Origin of the sequence: Antrihabitans stalagmiti (assembly GCF_016482825.1) — a bacterium.
Classification (GTDB): Bacteria; Actinomycetota; Actinomycetes; order Mycobacteriales; family Mycobacteriaceae; genus Antrihabitans; species Antrihabitans stalagmiti.
The window spans coordinates 513,277-534,597 of the sequence record NZ_JAEMNV010000003.1 but is presented as its reverse complement, the minus strand read 5'-3'; the positions used below and the strand labels follow the sequence as shown (position 1 = coordinate 534,597).

Annotated in this window: 20 protein-coding genes; 17 read left to right on the top strand and 3 right to left on the bottom strand. The window is 63.3% G+C overall.

Annotated features, from left to right (window positions below; translation table 11 throughout):
* The first annotated feature begins 26 nt into the window (after positions 1–26).
* From JGU71_RS11205 to JGU71_RS11175, 7 genes are all read left to right on the top strand, one after another.
* Complete coding sequence (locus tag JGU71_RS11205) at positions 27–1,223, top strand: CaiB/BaiF CoA transferase family protein (RefSeq protein ID WP_199704205.1); 1,197 nt, start codon at positions 27–29, stop codon at positions 1,221–1,223.
* On the top strand, positions 1,220–2,038 hold the full coding sequence (locus JGU71_RS11200) for a citryl-CoA lyase (protein WP_199704204.1): 819 nt from the start codon (positions 1,220–1,222) through the stop codon (positions 2,036–2,038). Before JGU71_RS11205 ends, JGU71_RS11200 begins: the two co-directional genes overlap by 4 nt.
* Before the next feature lie 10 nt (positions 2,039–2,048).
* Complete coding sequence (locus tag JGU71_RS11195; RefSeq protein WP_199704203.1) at positions 2,049–2,912, top strand: dioxygenase family protein; 864 nt, start codon at positions 2,049–2,051, stop codon at positions 2,910–2,912.
* Positions 2,913–2,954: 42 nt separating this feature from the next.
* On the top strand, positions 2,955–3,542 hold the full coding sequence (gene leuD / locus JGU71_RS11190; protein WP_199704202.1) for a 3-isopropylmalate dehydratase small subunit: 588 nt from the start codon (positions 2,955–2,957) through the stop codon (positions 3,540–3,542).
* A 374-nt stretch (positions 3,543–3,916) separates the two neighbouring features.
* Complete coding sequence (locus JGU71_RS11185) at positions 3,917–5,290, top strand: APC family permease (protein ID WP_233529023.1); 1,374 nt, start codon at positions 3,917–3,919, stop codon at positions 5,288–5,290.
* 1 nt (position 5,291) lies between these two features.
* Complete coding sequence (locus JGU71_RS11180) at positions 5,292–5,657, top strand: N,N-dimethylformamidase alpha subunit family protein (protein WP_199704201.1); 366 nt, start codon at positions 5,292–5,294, stop codon at positions 5,655–5,657.
* A gap of 16 nt (positions 5,658–5,673) precedes the next feature.
* Positions 5,674–7,995 (top strand): N,N-dimethylformamidase beta subunit family domain-containing protein, encoded by a 2,322-nt coding sequence (locus JGU71_RS11175; RefSeq protein ID WP_199704200.1) that lies wholly within the window; start codon positions 5,674–5,676, stop codon positions 7,993–7,995.
* Here JGU71_RS11175 and JGU71_RS11170 read toward each other — a convergent pair.
* Both JGU71_RS11170 and JGU71_RS11165 read right to left on the bottom strand, forming a co-directional pair.
* Positions 7,980–8,969 (bottom strand): helix-turn-helix transcriptional regulator, encoded by a 990-nt coding sequence (locus JGU71_RS11170; RefSeq protein ID WP_199704199.1) that lies wholly within the window; start codon positions 8,967–8,969, stop codon positions 7,980–7,982. The genes JGU71_RS11175 and JGU71_RS11170 overlap by 16 nt on opposite strands.
* 106 nt (positions 8,970–9,075) lie before the next feature.
* Positions 9,076–9,813, bottom strand: a complete 738-nt coding sequence (locus JGU71_RS11165; RefSeq protein WP_199704198.1) for a FadR/GntR family transcriptional regulator — start codon at positions 9,811–9,813, stop codon at positions 9,076–9,078.
* A 100-nt stretch (positions 9,814–9,913) separates the two neighbouring features.
* On the opposite strand from JGU71_RS11165, the gene JGU71_RS11160 reads away from it, so the two are divergent.
* The 3 genes from JGU71_RS11160 to JGU71_RS11150 are packed head-to-tail and all read left to right on the top strand — an operon-like array spanning position 9,914 to position 12,982.
* Complete coding sequence (locus tag JGU71_RS11160; protein WP_199704197.1) at positions 9,914–10,804, top strand: carbon-nitrogen hydrolase family protein; 891 nt, start codon at positions 9,914–9,916, stop codon at positions 10,802–10,804.
* Positions 10,801–12,171, top strand: a complete 1,371-nt coding sequence (locus JGU71_RS11155) for an APC family permease (protein ID WP_199704196.1) — start codon at positions 10,801–10,803, stop codon at positions 12,169–12,171. The genes JGU71_RS11160 and JGU71_RS11155 overlap by 4 nt, the downstream gene beginning before the upstream one ends.
* A gap of 28 nt (positions 12,172–12,199) precedes the next feature.
* Positions 12,200–12,982, top strand: coding sequence for a carbon-nitrogen hydrolase family protein (locus JGU71_RS11150; protein WP_199704195.1), 783 nt, complete (start codon positions 12,200–12,202; stop codon positions 12,980–12,982).
* 23 nt (positions 12,983–13,005) lie between these two features.
* On the opposite strand, the gene JGU71_RS11145 is transcribed toward JGU71_RS11150, so the two are convergent.
* Positions 13,006–13,737 (bottom strand): GntR family transcriptional regulator, encoded by a 732-nt coding sequence (locus JGU71_RS11145; RefSeq protein WP_199704194.1) that lies wholly within the window; start codon positions 13,735–13,737, stop codon positions 13,006–13,008.
* Positions 13,738–13,973: 236 nt separating this feature from the next.
* Here JGU71_RS11145 and JGU71_RS11140 point away from each other — a divergent pair, with 236 nt between their 5' ends.
* The 7 genes from JGU71_RS11140 to JGU71_RS11110 are packed head-to-tail and all read left to right on the top strand — an operon-like array spanning position 13,974 to position 21,313.
* Entirely contained in the window at positions 13,974–15,047 is a 1,074-nt protein-coding gene (locus JGU71_RS11140) for an LLM class flavin-dependent oxidoreductase (protein ID WP_199704193.1), read from the top strand.
* 32 nt (positions 15,048–15,079) lie between these two features.
* Positions 15,080–15,694, top strand: coding sequence for a cysteine hydrolase family protein (locus tag JGU71_RS11135; RefSeq protein ID WP_199704192.1), 615 nt, complete (start codon positions 15,080–15,082; stop codon positions 15,692–15,694).
* 43 nt (positions 15,695–15,737) lie between these two features.
* Complete coding sequence (locus tag JGU71_RS11130) at positions 15,738–16,844, top strand: alcohol dehydrogenase catalytic domain-containing protein (protein WP_199704191.1); 1,107 nt, start codon at positions 15,738–15,740, stop codon at positions 16,842–16,844.
* Between the two features lie 24 nt (positions 16,845–16,868).
* Entirely contained in the window at positions 16,869–18,644 is a 1,776-nt protein-coding gene (locus JGU71_RS11125; protein ID WP_199704190.1) for an FAD-dependent oxidoreductase, read from the top strand.
* 2 nt (positions 18,645–18,646) lie between these two features.
* Complete coding sequence (locus JGU71_RS11120; RefSeq protein WP_199704189.1) at positions 18,647–19,585, top strand: 3-carboxyethylcatechol 2,3-dioxygenase; 939 nt, start codon at positions 18,647–18,649, stop codon at positions 19,583–19,585.
* Positions 19,586–19,628: 43 nt separating this feature from the next.
* Entirely contained in the window at positions 19,629–20,486 is an 858-nt protein-coding gene (locus tag JGU71_RS11115; protein ID WP_199704188.1) for an alpha/beta fold hydrolase, read from the top strand.
* Between the two features lie 29 nt (positions 20,487–20,515).
* Entirely contained in the window at positions 20,516–21,313 is a 798-nt protein-coding gene (locus tag JGU71_RS11110) for a 2-keto-4-pentenoate hydratase (protein WP_233529022.1), read from the top strand.
* The last annotated feature ends 8 nt before the right edge of the window (positions 21,314–21,321 follow it).

The following is a 21,321-nucleotide window of genomic DNA, read 5'->3' as shown; positions in this document are numbered from 1 at the left end:
CCGCGTCCGACCCGAAAGGACCCCCAGTGGCTCCCCCCGAATCCGATGACACCCCCACCCGCCCCCTGGACGGAATCGTCATCGCCGACTTCTCCCGCGTGCTGGCCGGCCCGTACGCCACGATGCTGCTCGCGGACATGGGCGCCGAGGTGATCAAGGTCGAAAGCCCCGGCGGCGACGACACCCGGTCCTGGGTGCCGCCGGTGCGCGAGGACGGCGTGTCCACCTACTACGCCGCGATCAACCGCAACAAGAGGTCGATCGTCCTCGACTTCAAGAACGACGACGACCTCACCGTCGCACAGGCACTCGCCGCGAACGCCGACATCGTGGTGGAGAACTTCAAACCCGGCGGGCTCACCCGGTTCGGCCTGGACTACGACTCGGTCAAAGACCGCAACGAGGCCGTCATCTACTGCTCGATCAGCGGTTTCGGCACCGCCGAAGGCGCCTCGATCCCCGGCTACGACCTGATCGTGCAGGCCATGTCGGGCTTGATGAGCCTCACCGGCGACCCCGACGGACCCGCCTACCGGGCCGGGATCAGCGTCTTCGACGTGATGGCCGGTCTGCACTCCACGATCGGGATCCTCGCTGCCCTGCGGCACCGTGCCCAGACCGGCGAAGGCCAGCACATCGAAACCAGCCTGCTCGCCTCCGCGATGAGCGGTCTGGTCAACCAAACCTCCGCCTACGTCGCGGGCGGCGTCACACCGAACCGGATGGGCAACGCGCATCCGAGCCTGTTCCCCTACGAGCCGCTCCCCACCGCAGACAACGACCTGATCATCGCCGCAGGCAACGACGCTCAGTTCCGCAAACTCGTTGCCGTGCTGGGTCTTCCGGAACTCGCCGACGACGACCGATTCGCGCGCAACGCCGACCGCACCGCGAAGCGCGAAGAACTGCGTCCACTGCTCGTCGAACGGCTGAAGACCGAATCCGCGACCTACTGGTTCGACAAACTCAACGAAGTCGGTGTCCCGAACGGGCCGATCAACACCATTGCCCAGGGCGTGCAGTACGCCGAAAAGCTCGGCCTCGATCCGATCGTGCAGGTCGGCCCCGCCGGAGCCAGCGCCGCAGGGGTGCGCAACCCGATCACCTTCTCCACCATCCCCGCCCGCTACGACCTGGCGCCGCCTGCTCTGGGTGAGCACAACGACGAGGTCCGCGCCTGGCTCGCGGCGAATACCGTTGCATCGGAGACGAACCCGTCATGAACAGCCGACAAGATCAGCCCACTTACCCCACCGCGCTTGGCGCATCCAGCCTGCACACCATCACTCTGCTCGGCCAGGATCTCGCCGACGATGTGATGGGCAAGGTCGGGTTCGGTGAGCTCGCGTTCTGGCTTGCGACGCAACGGCGACCGACCACCGGTGAGGTGCGGGTGTTCGAGGCAGTACTCGCTGCCCTCGCCGATCACGGGTTCACCCCCACCGCGATCGTCACTCGGCTCACCTACCTCTCGGCACCGGACTCGATCCAGGGCGCGTTGGCCGCCGGGTTACTCGGCGGCGGCTCCCGTTTCCTCGGCGTCACCGAGGACACCGGCAAATTTCTGCACACCGTGCTCGCCGGGATCGAGGGCGAGCTGCCGACCGCTCACTCCGACTGGGACAAGGTCGCGTTGGAGGTCGTGCAGAACCGCCGAGCCGAGAACGCGTTCGTCCCCGGACTGGGCCACCACGTGCACAAACAGGGTGACCCACGCACACCTCGGCTGATGCAGATCGCCACCGAGGAAGGCCTCTTCGGACCACATCTGGCACTGTTCGCCGCCATCGGACGCGTGCATCCGCAGGTGCTGGGAAAGACGTTGCCGCTCAACGGTGCCGGGGTGTGCGGCGCGGCGTTGGCCGATCTGGGACTGCCGCTACAACTGCTGCGTGGATTCGCGCTGCTCGCCCGCACCGCCGGCCTGATCGGGCAACTCGCCGAGGAACTGCACCGACCGGTCGGCAACGACATCTTTCTGTCCGTGGACCTGCACAACGAATCAGTCGATCCCGAGCCCTACCCGTATTCCAGCTAAGGAGTTCTCCATGGCATTCGTCACCGAGGACAACATCACCGACCTCGCCGTCACACGTTGGGCCACAGCACAATCGCCACGACTGGCCCAGCTTATGACCGCCCTCGTGCGGCACATTCACGACTACGCCCGTGAAGTCGAACTGACCGCCGAGGAGTGGATGACCGCGATCGAATGGCTCACCGCCACCGGTCAGATCAGTACCGACAAACGCCAGGAATTCATCCTCGCCTCCGATGTCGTCGGCCTCAGCATGCTCGTCGTGCAGCTCAACAACCGCTTCGCCGAGGAAGCCACCCCCGCAACGGTTCTCGGGCCGTTCCACATCGACGGGTCACCGCCGGCTCCGTTCGGCCACGACATGTCCGACGGGATCCCCGGCACTCCGTTGTTCATCACCGGCACGGTCACCGATACCGCAGGCACCCCGATCCCTGGTGCCGTCCTCGACGTGTGGCAGGCCGACGCCGACGGCACCTACGAAGCGCAAATGCCCGAGATCGACGAAGCCCGACTTCGCGCGAAATATCAAGCCAGACAGGACGGAACCTATTGCGTGCGCACCATCGCACCGCTCGGGTACACCATTCCGATGGACGGGCCGGTCGGTGACCTGATCACGAAGACCGAGATCAGCGAATACCGTCCCGCGCACGTACATTTCCTGTTCGAGGAACCCGATTACCGCAAACTGATCACTCACCTGTTCCAGCAGGGCGCCGACTACCTCGACACCGACGTCGTCTTCGGCGTCAAGGATGCGCTGATCGTCCCGTTCGTCGAGCACGACCCCGGTCTCAGCCCCGACGGCAAGGTCACCGACGAACCGTTCCTCGTCGCGCACTACGACTTCGTCCTGGAGCCCACTATCTGACCCGCCGGCAGGCGCGTCCCCTCAACTGCTGCGAGGAACCTTGTGGACGCTTTCACCCGCTGCTCCGGAATCGCAATACCTCTGCGCCGCAGCAACATCGACACCGATCAGATCTGTCCATCGGCGTTCATGAAGCGTGTGACCCGAACCGGTTACGACGATGCGCTGTTCGCAACCTGGCGTGCCGATCCCACTTTCATTCTCAACACCACACCCTTCGATCACGGCAAGATCCTGATCGTCGGACCCGATTTCGGCACTGGATCTTCCCGCGAACACGCTGTTTGGGCATTGTTGGACTACGGGATTCGCGTCGTCGTCTCATCCCGATTCGCCGATATCTTTCGCAGCAACGCTGGAAAGAACGGGCTCCTCACAGCACAAGTCACCGGCGACGAGGTCGAACAGCTATGGAATGCGGTCGAGGACGATGCGTGCGAGGAGGTGGCTGTCGACCTGACTACACGCGTCATCACCGCTGGACCGCACGCCTTCACCTTCACGATCAACGACCACACCCGATGGCAACTACTCAACGGACTCGACGACATCGCCATCACCGAACAACACAACGGCCTGATCAGCGCGTTCGAACAGAAAAGGCCGAGCTGGAAACCTCGCACCCTCTGACGCACCGACACCACAGCGCACACGTCCACCAAAGCTGCCAGGAACTCTGCAACCTGGCTGGGGACTTGATCTTTCGGATGTCCACGTTGAGGCTCGCGTCGCGGCGGGAGCTGCGCATCGGTAAAAGTACCGATTGTTGGCAAGTCATGCGCTGGCTACCTTGAGTTCACCGCCTAACCCTGAGTCGACACATCCGCCGGCCCGCGGACCAGGCGTCCTGCCTGCTTTATTCGCCTGGCCGGTTTCCGAAAGCCGCCTGCTGTGGAAATCACCTCACTCACCGGAAGGCCCGACCTATGAACGCGGTCGACGAGAACACTTCGGCAAACGTTGAGCTGGAAAGACTCGGGTACGAGCCTGAGTTGAAGCGGTCTATGAGCTTGGCCGATGTGGTGATCTACGGACTCATCTACATGGTCCCCATTGCGCCGATCGCCGTCTTTGGCATCGTGTATAACTTTTCGTCGGGCGCGGTTGCCTTGGTGTACATCGTCGCCGCAATCGCCATGGTGTTCAGCGCGCTGAGCTACCGGGAGATGGCGTTGAGCTTCCCGATAGCGGGCTCGGCGTACTCCTACGTCCGGTACGGAATCAATCAGTTCGTCGGATTCTTGGCGGGCTGGGCGATTCTGCTCGACTACTTGCTCCTACCCGCTTTGCTGTCAGTCTTCGCAGCGTCGGCAATGACATCCCTAGTCCCCGGCTTGCCGGCATGGATCTGGATCGTCGTCTTCGTTGTGATGACCGCCGCGATCAACCTGCGGGGCATCACCTTTACCGCAACGATGAACAAGATCTTCCTGATCATCCAGCTTCTGGTCCTGGCCGTGTTCGTCGGATGGGCACTGGTGGCAGTTACGCAAGGCAAGGGCCATTTCTCCCTCGATCCGCTATTTCGCGCCGAAACGTTCTCGTGGTCGCTCGTCTTCGGTGCCATCCCCATCGCAGCCCTGAGCTTCATCGGCTTCGACGCCATCTCGACTCTCAACGAGGAAGCCAAAGGAGGCGGAAAGACAGTATCGAAGGCCACCATGATCGTGTTGTGGTTGGTGACAGCGCTTTTCGTCATTCAGGTATACATCGCCGCGATCTTCGTCCCCGCCGGTACCGTGTTCGCCGAAGGCGATGACACCAACAACGCCTTCTACAACCTCACCGGTCAGGTCATGGCGCACTGGTTCCAGGTCGTCGTCACTCTTACTGCGGCACTCATCGCATTGTTCGCCAACATCATGGCGTCGAACGCAACGTCATCACGTCTGGTGTTCAGCATGGCTCGCGACCGCCAGCTCCCAAAGATCCTGGCAGTGGTGAATTCGAGGACCAAAGCACCCGCGAACGCAATGATCTTCATCACGGGGCTGTCGCTCATCGTTGGCATCGTCGGAGTCGAGAACCCTGCACTGCTCACAAGCCTCGTCACGTTCGGCGCTCTGACCGCATACATCCTGCTTCATATCAGTGTGCTGGTGCACTTCGGAGCGCGAATGCAGAGCCGACGGATTTTCGTGCACTGGGTCTCGCCGACCCTCGGCGCAGCCGTACTGATCTACGCGCTCTGGAGTGCCAGCGACAACGCCAAGGTCGTCGGGCTTGCCTGGCTCGCGATCGGAGTTCTGATCGCCGTGTATTTCCGTATGACCGGCCGGTCATTGGCGCAATCCGACCTCGACGACACCCCCGTCGAATCACCTGCGACGGGTAAATCCCACGTCGCGCCGACCATCACCACCTACCAGGAGCGCTGAGATGAGTTCGACTACGGCACGCACCGCATCAGATCGCACGGGCGAATTGGCGCACCTCCACGCCCGTCGAATCCGGGACCGCATAGCAGCTCTATACACCGAAACGGTTGCCGAGGAACTAGATACGAACCCGTTCGGGCCGCACACCGACCGCACGACGCGGGTGCTTCGCTACCTTCGTAGCCTGCCCATCACCGGTAAGGACATCCTCCTCGCACGTGGCGCCGACGGGCCATGGGCGATCGGGCGAATCGTCATCGGTGCACCAGGAAATCTGCTTATCGAGGGCGAATCCTTCGATGACTATGTCGCAGCTGCGCGCGCTGTATTGCGCCGGCGGCACGCACAATTCGTTAGCAACGACTGAACAGGCAGGTTGGATCATGGAACCGCACCCCAGCAAGATATTCGGCTACACCGACCGCCTCTACGCCCGCCCTGGTGAAGCGCTGACCTTCCACGTCAGCAGCGAGGGACCGCCGATGTACGACGCTTCTCTGGTGCGGTTGAGTCACGGCTTCACCGGGTCGGCCGGGCCTGGATTCGTCGAGTACGAGGTGCCCGACGCCGGCTTCGCCGGAAGCTACACCGGGGAACACCACGTCTGTCAGCCCGGATCGTTCGTGGAAATCGACGACCCAGGTTCGGTGTTGGCCGAACCGACGGACATGGCAATCAGCGTGTACGTCTACGCAACGCTCCCGCTGACCGAACGGAACGAGAGCATCGGCGCCTATCACGTGACGCAGAACTCCATCGGCCTGACGAATCAGCGTCAAACCATCTGTGGCACTTGGGACGAAGGCACCGCGACAGGCTACGCGCTGGTACTGGACGAGGGAATCCCCACGGTTCTGTGGGGTGACGACGGACAGCCGAGGTCGCTGTCGACCTCGAGTGCAATCCTCGCCAACCACTGGTACCGCATCGATGTGCGCTTTCCGGGCAGCGAGGTCGACGTCCAATTGACGCAAACCCCCATCGCGAACTGCATGAATCGGGTCTCCGACCAGGCAGCGCAAATCGACGTCGATGACGCGGCGGCACCTGCGGTTGCTCGAAATCTTGCCCGCAGCGCTCATCCGTTCCGAATTGGGGCGCTCGCCCACCGCGACGGCGAGAGATGGCTGGCCGCAGCACCATTCAACGGAAAGATCGGGGCGCTCAGTATCACCCGCGGAGGCGACCCGCTGACGGGAAACGGCGAAGAACTGCTCGCTCGGTGGCACTTCGGCCTCTCCAATCGCGAGGACGGCCTTCTGCTCTGGGATGTCGTCGATCTTTCGGACAATGGACTGCACGGCCGCTGCTTCAACGCACCGATGCGAGCTGTGACCGGTCCGCTCTACGCGGGGCTCTCGGAGGACTTCCGTTCCGTCCCCGACGAATTCGATGCGATTCACTTCCACGACGACGACATCACCGATGCCCAATGGCCCATCGCGTTCACGTTCGAGGTCCCTGAAGACCTTCCCAGCGGCGTCTACGCGGCACGACTGGTCGGCGGCGAGACCGAGCAGTACGTTCCCTTTCTCATCGGGCCTGGGAGCCGCAAAAAGGATGTGGCTCTGCTGCTTTCGACCGCAACATACCTCGCCTACGCCAACGACCGAATCGCGTTCGAAGCCGACGGCGCAGAGGTCATCGTCAGCCACACCCCGGTTCTCGGGCAAGAAGATCTCGACCTGCAGGATCACCCCCAATTCGGCCGATCCTGCTACGAAATTCACAACGACGGCAGCGGCGTCGTGTTCGGTAGCGTCCGCAAGCCGATAATCACCCTGCAACCCAAACACCGTGCGTGGTTTCAAAGCAACGGCGTCTGGGGCCTCCCCGCAGACCTCTGTATCGTCCATTGGCTCGACACTCTCGAGTGTGGGTTCGACGTCATCACAGACGAAGCGCTCGACATGGGCGGCTATGAACTGCTCGCTGACTACAAAGTGGTCATCAGCGGTGCGCACCCCGAATACGTCACGCGCCGCGAAATAGATGCACTCGACCTATACACCGCCCGCGGTGGACGTCTGATGTATCTGGGCGGCAACGGGTTCTTCGCCACCGCCTCGTTCGTGCCGGACCAGCCGTACTTGATGGAGCTTCGCCGATCCGCAGCGGGCACCCGACCCCACCAAACCGCCTACGGTGAACGACGACACGCCACCTCAGGTGAAATGGCTGGTCTGTGGCGGAACAAGGGAAAAGCCCCGCAGCGGCTCACCGGCGTCGGATTCGCGGCCCAAGGCTTCGACCGATCCACCCACTACGTACGACTCGAAGACAGCCGCGATCCTCGGGCAACGTTCGTGTTCGACGGACTCGAACCCGATGAAGTCATCGGTGACTTCGGCATCATGGGCGGCGGCGCTGCCGGAGCCGAAATCGATTGCTACGACCCAGCGCTCGGATCACCACCGGGTACCCTTCTGCTCGCCACCTCCGGAGGATTCACCGATGCGTACTTGGTCGCCTCCGAGGAGGTCTATGAAAACCTCCCTGGGCTGGGCGGCAGCGAACATCCCTACGTTCGGTCCGACATCGTTCTCGGCGCACTCGACGGCGGCGGCGGTTTCTTCTCCGTCGGCTCGATCGCATGGACCGCTGCTCTGTCCCACAACGGATACGAAAACAACGTCGCGAGGATTACCCACAACGTGTTGAAGCGATTCTTGATGAAGGATGCTCTGGATCAGATCATCGTCTGAGCGCAGTCCAGGCGAAGCAGCCCCTCCCGTGCGGCCGCAACGACGGCGGTCGCCCGGGAGCCAGTGTCCATCTTCCTCAATATGCTCTCCACGTGCGACGTCACTGTCCGCACCGAAATCGACCGGAACGCCGCGATCTGCCGGTTGGTGTGTCCGGAAGCCATGCCTGCCAAAATGTCGAGTTCTCTGTTCGACAGCCCGTACGGGATCGGCTCAATTTGGGTTTCTTGCACCAGTGTGGCCGCGTGCAAGCCTTGGTCGACCACACGCGTCAGCATCACCGACGCCCAGTGTCGACCAGTCGGCCACAAACCGACCGCAGCCGGGCTCGACGACCGCAAGAAGCGGGCAACAACTGCCTGAAAGCTGTGGTCCGCCATCGCAAGGGGAAGGTGGAAGCCGTCGACTGGCTTGACCCCTCCGAAGTGGTCGACCACGCCAACAAGGGCGCCCTCGGGGGCTGGGGGTAACAACGCGGGTGGGCGCTTGACGACGATCAGCCGCGACATCACCGTGCCCAACGCAGCGACGAGATCCCTCGCTCGATGGTCGAACGTGCCGACATCCGCCGCCGACACATGAAGCATCCCCGCATACGATCCGTCGTCGCGATACAAACGGCTCGTCATCCCGTCCTGAAATCCTGCTGGAGCCAGCACCTCGCGAAACATGGGAGTTTCTCGATACTGCGGCAGATCATCTATCCGCACCGGACCGGACGCCGTCTCCAGCGCGCGGTTCTCAGCCGAGACCACGTACCGGTCGCCCAATTGTTCGACAGTATCAGCGCGGTAGCCCGCACTGACGATCGGTCGATGTCGCATCTGCAAGCGATCCCACGCCAGCAGTGCGGCAGCCTCGTGGTGCGTGCCCTGCTGGAGGAGTGTCAGAACTTCATCGCCGGACCCCGAGTATCCGGCAGAGCCAGCCGCATACGACACGTCGACGAGCACCCGCGTGTACAGATCGGCCATGGGCACTCCTGGAACTGAGGTCCGTCCAACGATCTAAGCACTGCCCCTCACCTTGATGTCAGGTAGTCAGCCCGAATCCGCGAATACGGCACCGGCGAGATGCGCCCTACCTGCCGTCTGACAACCCCATGAACATGGAGTTATGCAGCGTGGCGACGTGTCCGCGGGCAATGTCGACGGCGGCGATCAGATCCTTTTGTTCGAGCGCGCGCACCAACGCGACGTGGTCGTCGTTCGCACGGCGTAGGAGCGCTATCTCGTACGGGATGAAATGTTCGTAGAGTTCTTCGAGTGCCTGTTCGTACACCGGGTGTGCACCGTCCATGTGTGCGGACCTGGCGACAAGCAGATGAAATTGCCGGTCGAATCGGTGATAGTCGGACCAATCTCGCGCCGCTGCCATCTTCTTGGTCAACTGGTCGAGTTCGGTCAGCTCCGCGGGTGTCGCATTGAGCGTCGCATAGTGAGTTATGGCGCATTCGAACAACATTCGGCGATCCACCAGAGTATGAACGGCGGCGGATTCGTCCGCCGGTGCTTTCAGTCGATCCAGTACGGCGCGGGGCACCTCGTCGGCAACGAACGTGCCACCGTCGCGCCCGCGTCGGCGAACGACGATCCCTTCTTCGGCCAGGCTCGTCATGGCTCGTCGGGCAGTGATCGGACTCACCGATAGCCCCAACGCAATCTCGTTCTGGTCGGGAAGCCGCTCGCCGGGCTTGAGCAGACCGAGCGCAACAGCCCTGCCTATCCGGATTCGGACCGCCTCCACTGCACTGCGCCGGCCGATGCCGGCCAACGCTGTCGACGTCAACACCGTCTCGTCGTTGGAGCCAGCGGTCATGTTCAAACCGTACCTTCGGTCGTGTCGTGAGGCCTTGGCCAATAATAGATCATTGTGATCCAATATGGTTCCGGTCACACACACGACTCGCAGGAACGACATGCCTCGAAACCTTCCCCTCACCGCCGTCCAGGCTCCACCACGCCTGATCGGCGAACCGTTCTCCCAGTTCGCCGAGGAAGCCACACGTATCCGCGCCGACCAGCCGGACACCCGATTGATCGTGTTCCCCGAGCTGCACCTCTTCGGCGACGGGCAGCCGGATCAGCAACGAGCCGACGCGCTTCGCGCCGCCGCTGAGCCCCTCGACGGCCCGTTGCTGCGGAATCTGAGGCAACTCGCGGGCGACCTCGGAGTGTGGTTGATCCCTGGAAGCGTGTGCGAAAGTGCGCCGGGCGGGATGCTGTTCAACACCGCTGTGGTCCTGTCCCCGGAAGGTGAAGTGGCGGCGTCGTATCGAAAGATCTTCCCGTGGCGCCCGTACGAGCCGTACGACCCCGGAAATAGCTTTGTCACCGTAGAGCTGCCCGGCATCGGCCGTGTCGGGCTGTCGATCTGCTACGACGCCTGGTTCCCGGAGACGAGCCGGCATCTGGCGTGGATGGGCGCGGACGTGATCGTGAACATCGTCAAGACGACCACGCCGGACCGTGCCCAAGAGGTCGTGCTGGCGCGGGCCAATGCGATCGTCAACCAGGTGTTCATGGTCAGCCTCAACTGCGCAGCGCCGCCAGGGGCGGGGCGCAGCCTGATCGTGGATCCCGAGGGCTTTGTGCTGTCGGAGTCTGAAAATGGCACCCCGACAACACTATTCGCCGACCTGGACCTCACGCATGTCGATAGGGTGCGGGCCAACGGAACAGCCGGCTACAACCGAATGTGGTCGCAGTTCGGCGCCAACGACGCACCGATCGATATGCCCCTCTACGCCGGTCGGATCGACCCGGCGACCTGGACCCCCGCTGCATCCGACCAGAGGAGTAACCGGTGACTGCACCGACAACATTGACCCGCACGCTCAAGCTTCCGTCCCTGGTGCTGTTCGGGCTCGCCTACCTCACACCGATCATCGTCCTTGGCATATTCGGAGTCGTCGCCGAAACTAGCGGCGGCGCTACTGCGGGTGCGTATTCCGTTGCGCTGGTGGCGATGTTGTTCACCGCCTACAGCTACGGGCGGATGGCGGTGGCCTACCCGGTCGCCGGGTCTGCGTACACCTATGTGCGCCGCTCGATCGATTCACGCGTGGGATTCCTGGTGGGATGGGCGATCCTGCTCGACTACCTCTTTTTGCCGATGGTGATTTGGCTGATCGGCGCGTCCTACCTCAATGCCGAATTTCCCGGCGTTCCGATTGCAGCCTGGGTGATCGGGTTCATCCTGATCACGACCGGTCTCAACGTGGTTGGGCTCAAGGTCGCCGACAAGGCGAACTACATCCTGATGGCGTTCCAGCTGCTGGTGATCGTGCTGTTCGTCGCCCTGTCGATCGGGTCATTGCTCGGCGACTCCGATGCGGACGGACTGGCCAGTGGCGCACCGTTCTTCAACAGTGCCGCAGACATCGGGACGATCACCGCAGGCGCAGCACTGGCCGCATACTCGTTCCTCGGGTTCGACGCTGTCACCACGCTCACCGAGGAGACCGTCGAGCCCGAGAAGACCGTTCCGAGGGCGATCATGCTGATGGTGTTGATCGGCGGCGCCATCTTCATCGTGGTGGCCTACGTGACTCAACTCGTGCGCCCGGGTGGCGTGTTCGACGACTCGGCCTCGATCTCGTCCGACATCGCGCAGCAGATCGGTGGCCATCTGTTCGCGTCGGTGTTCCTTGCCGGGTTGATCGTGGCGCAGTTCGCGTCCGGACTTGCAGCGCAGGCCAGCGCCTCGCGACTGATCTACGCGATGGGCCGCGATTCCGTACTCCCGCGGAAAGTTTTCGGCGTCCTACACCGAACCTTCCACACGCCCGTCGTCAATCTGATCGTCATCGGCGCGGTCGGCCTCATCGCCATCTTCCTCGATGTCTCGACGTCGACATCCTTCATCAACTTCGGCGCGTTCACCGCCTTCACGATGGTCAATATTGCGGTGATCGCGCACTTTCTCCGGCAGCGTCGAGCCGGACGACACCTCAACCCGATTGCCTTTGTGATCGTTCCGGCGATCGGCGCCGTCGTCGACGCCTACCTGCTCACACAACTCGATTCGAACGCGATAGTCCTGGGAACATGCTGGCTTGCCCTCGGCGTTGTGGTGCTCGCGATCATCACCTCGGGCTTCCGCAAGCCGCCGCCGGAATTGGCATTGACCGACGCGGCCGAGCACGACGGCCACGCACCGGCACCTACTCGCTGACCACCAAAGGCATTGAAGGGCAGCCGAATTGCGTATTACCGTCGCCCAGATCGAGTCGGGCACAGATATCGATCGCAACCTCGCAACGATCGAGAGGGTGGCATCGCAGGCAGCCGACGCCGGGTCGCAACTGGTTGTCTTCCCCGAGTACGCGACGTACGAAAAGCCAAGGGTCGACCGTAGTTTCGTCGAGCACGCGCAACCCCGCGACGGCGCGATCGTCGGGCAACTCACCCGCATCGCGCGACAGTCCAGGATCGCCGTGGTGGCGGGAATTGTCGAGCAATCCGACGATCCGGACCGCGCCTTCAACACGCTCCTCGCTATCGACTCCGACGGCGCAATCCTGGACAGCTATCGCAAGATTCACCTATTCGACTGTGAGGGATTCAAGGAATCGACCCACATTCGGACCGATCCAGTCCCACGCTCTGTGACCGTCGTGATCGATGGTGTCCGATTCGGATTGCTGACTTGCTACGACCTCCGATTTCCCGAACTCGCCAGAGTGCTGACGGAGGCCGGAGCGCAGGTGTTGCTGGTGTGCTCGTCCTGGGTTCCCGGGCCATACAAGATCGGGCAATGGCTGACGCTTGCAGCAGCACGGGCGATCGAGAACAGCGTCTACGTCGTCGCGGTCAATCAGACATCGCCGGCGTCGATCGGGCACAGCGTCATCGTCGATCCAATGGGATCAGTCCTCGAACAATGCGGTGAGTCGACGGAAACCCGAACGGCGGATCTGCTACCTGCCGTGGTCGCCGCCGTCCGCGCACGATTTCCCGTGCACGCCCACCGACGACTGTGTTGATGACTCACTGCAGCAAATACAGATCAGCTGGCACTTTCGGAGCGAATGACCGAGATGGTTCCAACGATGTGTTGCTCCATCGCTGTGCGAGCGGCGTCTTCGTCTCGCGCCCGCACCGCGTCGGTGATCCGATGATGGTCGTGCTGACGTTCCGTCAGCGCGCTCGACAGTGGGTTCACAACTCCGGTGGTGTTGATCAGGAAGTCCGACAGATCCCACATGCGCTGACTCGTTTCGGCCATGATCCGTGAGTGCGCCATCTTGTGTATCGCAGCGTGGAATTCGCGGTTGTGAATGCGGTAGCCGTGGGCCCGTAGGGCTGGATCGTCGGAGTCGAGCAGACCATCCACGCGCGCAGAGATCAGATCGAGTTCCAGTAGTTGCTGATCGGTGCGCCGCAAGGCCGCGACGCCCGCGATCGTGCCTTCGAAGCCGCCGAAGAGAGTGAAGAAGTCCTCGACCTCTTGGGTGCTGTAGCTGGCGACTTGGCAGCCGACCTGCGGGATGATCTCCACGAGTTTGTCGCTGGAGAGGCGGCGAAGCGCGTCCATCACCGGCTGCTTACTGACCCCGAACTCCTGGCGGATGGTCTCGACGACGATCTTCTCCCCAGCGCCGTACGTCCCCTCCAACAGTCGTGCCTTGAGGGTGTCGTAGAGGGCAGTCGAGAGGCGCGCACCGGACAGGCGCGCAACTGATAGAGCCGCCGCGGGCTCACCCCCCGCAGACGACGACCAAGCGTTGGCCGTCGTCATCCCACGATCGCTTCGACGGGTCCACCAGACATCTCTCCACCCTCCCACGGCAAATTACAACTTGCATTCTAGCACTAGCATTCTAGTACTTGTGGTCTGGATCACCGCGCGTTATGGTGATCTGGCACGCTAGCATTCTACCGCTCTAGAAGTTGAGCCCTCCTTCCGCGGATATGCCGGCAGCGAACTTCCGGTCGGCCCGGCGACACCGTCGCGGCAATCCACGAGGAGAAACAATGGAATTCAGCATCGGGACCTGCGCAAAGATCGACCAGGTACCCATGGTCAAGCAGGCCGAAGACCTGGGCGTCACGCACTTCGGCGTCGGTGAGGGACCGCTGCTCTTCAGCGATCCGTACCAGTACCTCGCGCTGGCGGCAGCCCAGACGAGCACGATCAACATAGGCACGATGGTCACGAATCCGCTGACCCGGATCGGCCCGGTGACCGCGAACTCGATGGCAACCCTCAACGCGCTTGCACCCGGGCGCACGTTTCTGGGCATCGGGACCGCGAACAACGCGTTGCGGTCGATGGGCAATCGCCCGGCGAAGATCTCCGAACTGATGCACACGATCGAGGTCTCGCGCGAACTGATGGCCGGACGCCGTGTCGTGCACAAATGGCTTGGCCAGGAGCGCGAGGTCGAATTCCTCGACAAGGACAGCGGCTTCCTCAACGTCAAGGACTACATCCCGATCTGGGTCGCCGCCGGCGGTCCGCGTGGGTTGGCCGAGGCCGTGAAGTACGCCGACGCGATCGTCTACTGCCTCGGCCCCAACACCGAAATGATCAAACTGATCCGCAGCAAGCTCGACAAGGCAGTCGCCGAGGCCGGCCGGGCACCGGGTTCGGTGAAGCTGGTGTCGTTGTCCTGGTTCTACCAGCTCGAGAACGGTGAAACCTGGGAAGACGGCGTCACCAACGGTTTCGGGTCCGGCCCGATCTCCTCCTGCATCACCAACTCAGGATTGATGAACGAACACCGCGATCAACTCGGCGACCCGATCGTGGATGCCTCGATCCTCGCCGCGCAGCAGTACCTGGGCGATCCGACCGCACCGAACCAACCGCACTACCTCGACGTGTGGGCGAAGTATCTGCGCGGACTCGACCCCAAACACCGGCCGATCATCACCAAGGAACTGGTCGACTACTGGTGCCTCTACGGCTCACCCGCACAGCTGCAGGAAAAAGCAGCCCTGATGCGTGAGGCCGGCGTCGACATTCTGCAGGTGTTTCTGTCCAACCCGTTCACCGCCCAGCGCGACATCGACAACGTCGGCCACTCGATCATCGCTCACGCCTGACCCGAACCCATACCACCGCAAAGGAATACGTCATGGAACTCGATCCCCGCACCACCGCACTGCTGGTCATCCACTGCCAGGGTGACGTCGTCGGACCCGACGGCGCCTTCGCCGACTTCTTCTATCAGCAGGTCGTCGAACGCGACGTGATTGCCAAGATCGCCAGGCTCGCAGACACATTCAGAACTGCCGGCGGCACCGTCGTCTACACCCGCGTCGCCTGGAAGCCGGATTTCTCCGACCTACAGGTCAACTCCCCGATCCTGGGCATCGTGCAACAGTCCGGCTGCCTCAAGGACGGAAACCCGCTCACCGCGATAGTCGAGCCCCTCACACCGCACGACGGTGACATCGTCATCGACCACCAACGGGTCGGCGGATTCGCCGGCAGCGGACTCGACGATGCATTGCGCAGCAAGGGAATCACCAGCCTCGCCTTCGCCGGCGTCGCGACCAACTTCTCCGTGGAAGGAACTGCCCGCGTCGCCAGCGACCTCGGCTACCACACCGTGATCGTCGCCGACGCCTGCGCCGCGGCCACTCCCGCCGCACACGAGGCGAGCATCGAATCGCTCGGGCTGCTCGCCGACATCTCGACCATCGACGACGTCACCAACGCCCTGACGGCTACCTCCGTCACCTCCTAGTTCAAACCGCTTGCGCGAAAACCACACTCGAGGAGTTTCACCGATGCAGTCCATGCTCACCGCTCGTCTACACCACATCGACGAGCCCATGCGACTCGAATACCTCCCCATCCCGAGCCCGGGCGCCACCGACGTCGTAGTACAGGTCAAGGCCTGCAACGTCGTCCCGAACCTGAAGAACGTGCTCGCCACCTACGCCGAATGGTTCCCCTACCTCCCACTACCAAAGCTGCCCGCAGTGTTCGGACTCGACAGCGCCGGCGTGGTCACCGACGTCGGCAGCCAGGTCAACGACGTCCAGGTCGGCGACCGGGTCTACGTCAACCCCGGACTGTCATGCGGATCCTGCCGAGCCTGCCGACAAGGAGCCGACCAGAACTGCGACAGCTACACCTTCATGGGCTACTTCGCCTTCGGCCCCGGCGGCCAGAAACTCTTCGACGCCTACCCCTACGGTGGGCTCGGCGAGTACCTCACCGCCCCTCAACGCAATCTGGTCAAACTGCCCGACTCGGTCAGTTTCGAGGAGGGTGCCCGATTCGGTTACCTCGGCACCGCGTTCTCCGCGCTCCGCAAAGCGGGTGCGGGTCCCGGCACGACCGTCCTGATCGACGGCATCTCCGGAACACTGGGCCTCGGGGCCTGTCTGATTGCGCTCAGCCTCGGCGTCACCCACATCTTCGGCACCGGACGCGACGAAGCTCTGCTCGCCGACGTCAAGGCGATCGCACCCGACCGCATCGACGTGAAGTCCACGCTCACAGGCGATCTGCGCGGCTGGGTGCACGAACACAACGGCGGCACAGGTGTGGACATCGTGATCGACGCACTCGGCCCCGGCGCACCCGCAGAGTCGATGCTGGAAGCGATCTCGACACTGCGGCGCGGCGGAATCGCAGTCGACATCGGCGGCATGATGGAGCGCCCCCAAGTCGACATGTTCTCGATGATGTGCTCGCAGATCTCATTGCTGGGCAGCCTGTGGTTCTCGACCGGAGAGGCCCAAGACATGGCCGACCTCGCCGGCTCCGGCGTTCTGGACCTGTCGGTATTCGAACACCACACCTTCCCGCTGGAAAAGATCAACGAAGCCCTCGACAGCCTCCCCGCGCGACACGGCGGCTTCACCAACTTCATCAGCGTTCCGTAACCGAAAAGCGAAGTGACACAACCCATGAACGACTTCGACACCGACGTACTCGTCGTCGGAACCGGCCCCACCGGATCCACCGCCGCCCTGGCCCTGGCCACCTACGGCATTCGGGTTCATCTCGTCAGCAGATGGAACTGGCTGGCCAACACTCCCCGCGCGCACATCACCAATCAGCGCGCCGTGGAAGTGCTGCGCGACCTCGGCATCGAGGAGGAAGCCAAGAAGTACGCCACCCCATGGGAATTGATGGGCGATACCTTGTTCACCACCAGTCTCGCCGGCGACGAGATCGCCCGGGTCCGCACCTGGGGCACCGGCGACGACCGAGTCGGGGACTACATCTTGGGCAGCCCCTGCGGACTGCTCGACATCCCACAGCTCTACCTCGAACCGGTCATCTTCAAAAACGCCGTCGCCCGGGGCGCGACCTACACCTTCAACACCGAATACCTCTCCCACGTCCAGGACGACACCGGTGTCACCGTCACCGTCCGCGATCACCTGTTCAACCGCGACTACACAATCCGAGCCAAATACCTGATCGGGGCCGACGGAGCACGATCCCAGATCGCCGAGGACATCGGCCTCGAAATCGAGGGAACGATGGGCCGAGCCGCAACCGCCTACGTCCTCTTCAATGCCGACCTCAGCCGATACGTCGAACACCGGCCGAGCATCCTGCACTGGATCATGGCCCCTGGCAGCAGCTTCGGGGAAATCGGCATGGGCCTGCTGCGCGCCATCCGACCGTGGAACAAATGGATCGCCGGCTGGGGCTACAACATGGCCGACGGCGACCCGAACTTCGACCCGGCCGAGATCACCTCGAAGATCCGCACTCTGGTCGGTGACCCCGACCTCGAGATCGACATCGAAGCCACCTCGACCTGGCAGGTCAACCAAGCCTGCGCCTCCCATTACTCGAAGGGCCGCGTGTTCTGCGGCGGCGACGCCGTGCACCGCCATCCACCCAGCAGCGGACTCGGCTCCAACACCTCCGTACAGGACGCATTCAACCTCGCTTGGAAACTCGCCTTCGTGCTACAGGGCTATGCCGACCACGCGATGCTCGAGTCCTACTCACACGAACGCCAACCGGTCGGCCGCCAGATCGTGGCCCGCGCCAACCAATCTCGCGTGGACTACGGCCCGATCAACGAATGCTTTCGCACCGAAGGCGCCGCAGACCCCATCGCCGCCGGGCTGGAGAGACTGCGCGACCCGAGCCCCGAGGGCGTCGAGGTGCGCGACGCCCTCGGTCGAGCACTGGAACTGAAAAACTACGAGTTCAACGCCCAAGGCGTCGAACTGAACCAACGCTACGAATCCTGCGCCATCATTCCCGATCCCACTGCAGGACAGGAAGAATGGGCACGCGACCGCGAACTCTACCTACAAGCCAGCACCCGTCCGGGCGCGAAACTGCCCCACACCTGGTTGGTCGACAGCAACGGTCTGCGCACGTCCACCCTCGACGTCACCGGCAAGGGACAGTTCAGCCTCGTCACCGGCCTGGCCGGCACCGCCTGGGTCAACGCCGCCCACAAACTCGACCTGCCGTTCCTGCGCACCGTCGTGATCGGCGCGAAAGGCACCGACGACCCATACCGCAATTGGCAACGGATCCGCGAAATCCACGAGGCAGGCGCGCTGCTGGTGCGGCCCGACGGCTACATCGCCTGGCGACACAGCCCGGCGATCTGGGACGACAACGACGCATTCGAGCACCTCCAGACCGCGCTGGCCGCAGTGCTCGCGACACCCGCCGACGCCGCGGTCACCCACGGCGGGAGCTGAAAATGCCTGTCGCACTGTGCACCATGTCGCATTCACCGCTGATGGGCCGAAACGACCCGGACGCATCCATCGTCGCCGAGGTCGACGCCGCCTTCGCCGATGCCCGTGCATTCATCGCAGACTTCGCACCGGACCTGGTCGTCATCTTCGCTCCCGATCATTACAACGGGGTGTTCTACGACCTGTTGCCACCGTTCTGCATCGGCGCCGCCGCGCAATCGGTCGGTGACTACGGCACCCAGGCCGGACCGCTCGACGTCGACCGCGACGCCGCCTACCGGATCGCGCGAACCGTGCTCGCCGCCGGAGTGGACACCGCCTTCTCCGAACGCATGCACGTCGATCACGGTTTCGCCCAGGCGTTGGAACTGCTGACAGGTTCGATCACGGCGGTGCCGACCGTGCCGATCTTCATCAACTCGGTCGGTGAACCGCTCTGCCCCGTGAGTCGTATTCGCCTGCTCGGCAACGCGGTTGGACAGGCTGCCGCCGCACTGGATCGCCGGGTGCTGCTCGTCGGATCCGGCGGGCTGTCCCACGATCCGCCGGTACCGCGCCTCGACACCGCACCACCCCCGGTCCGCGAAACACTGATCTCCGGTCGCAACCCGACGCCTGAGCAACGCGCCGCCCGTGAGCAACGAGTCATCGACGCCGGACGCGACTTCGCTGCTGGAGTCGCCACGATCCAACCCCTCAATCCCGGCTGGGACCGCAACCTGCTCACGGTGCTGGCCTCCGGCGAACTCGACGAGATCGATTCGTGGACCAACGACTGGTTCGTCGAACAGGCCGGGCACTCCTCGCACGAAGTGCGGACCTGGATCGCGGCCTACGCAGCCCTCGCCGCCCAAGGCGCATACCGGGTCCGGTCGAGCTACTACCGCCCCATCCCCGAATGGATCGCCGGCTTCGCCGTCACCACCGCCCTGCCCGAATGACCGCGGATCACGCAGCACCGCATATGTTTTGAAAGGAACTCCCATGACTAGCGCACCCTCGGTGTGGACGTCGTTTCCCGGACTCGACCACACCGTCCGCCACGTCCAGGTCGGCCGCTGGAACACCCGCATCTTCGAAGCCGGAACTGGACCCGACACTGTCGTCCTGATGCCAGGCACCGGCGGCCATCTCGAGGCCTACACCCGCAACTTCGCCGACTTCGCCGCCCAGCACCACGTCGTCGCGTTCGACTACCCCGGTCACGGCTACACCACCCACGCCGATCACGATCTGGAACTCGACGACTACGTCGAGCACCTCCTCGGACTTCTCGACGCATTCGGTATCGACAAAGCCCACCTCAACGGTGAGTCGCTCGGTGGTTGGGTAGCCGTGAAATTCGCTGCCGCACATCCCGATCGGGTCGGCAAGCTGGTGCTCAACACCCCGGGCGGCACGATGTCGACCCCCGAAGTCATGGAGAAGATCCGCGGCCTGTCCCAAGCCGCCGCCGACGACCCCAGCCGCGAACGCATCCGCGCCCGACTGGAATGGTTGATGGCCGACAACGACAGTGTCACAGACGAACTCGTCGAAATACGCCGAGGAATCTACTCCCAGCCCGGGTTTGCCGACTCGATGCGACACATCTTGTGCCTGCAAGACCCCGACATCAGACTGCGCAACCGGATCACCGACGCCGAACTCGCGGCCGTCCCCAATGGTGCATTGGTCATCTGGACCAGCAACGACCCCTCCGGGCCTGCCGGAGCCGGGATGGACATGGCCGAGAAAATTCCCGGCGGTCGATTCGAACTGATCACCGACGCCGGGCACTGGCCACAGTGGGAACAAGCCGAGCACTTCAACAAGGTCGTGCTGTCGTTCCTCGCCGAATGACCGCGCCCGCCACAGTGAAGGACAACCAGATGATCACTCCAACAGTGGAATCCGCAATCGTCGTCGATGCGGCCGACCGCCTCGCGACCGCAGCCAGCACCCGACGTCCCTGTCCGCCGGTGATCGATCTGATCGAGCCCGACGACGTAGACACCGCCTACCGGGTGCAAACCCACAACGTCACCGCCGCCGTCGACGCCGGTCGCCGCATCGTTGGACGCAAAATCGGACTCACCTCACCCGCGGTGCAACGACAACTCGGCGTCGACCAACCCGACCTCGGTGTGCTTTTCGCAGACATGGACTGCAGCAACGATTCTCACGTCGAGCACACACGACTGCTTCAGCCACGCATCGAAGCCGAGATCGCGTTCGTCCTCGCGCGCGACATCACCGCACCCATCACCGCCGACACCGCCCCTGATTACGTCGACCAAGTCGTCGCCGCGTTCGAGATTGTCGACAGCCGCATCGAAGCCTGGAACATCAGCCTCGCCGACACCGTGGCGGACAACGCCTCCTCCGGCCTCTACGTGCTCGGCGACTCGATCCCCCGAACCGACGCACCCGACCTGGCCACCATCGACATGACCATGACCGAAAACGGGATCGCCGTCTCGCGTGGTGTCGGATCGGACTGTCTCGGCAGCCCCTGGCACGCCCTGGCCTGGTTGGCCAACACCAGCCTGACCTTCGGGTCGCCGCTGCGCGCGGGTCACGTCGTCCTCTCCGGCGCACTCGGTCCGATGGTCCCCGTCCTACGCGGTGCCACCTACACCGCGACCATCACCGGTGTCGGCGACGTCCGCGCCTCCTTCACCGCCTGACATCAGAA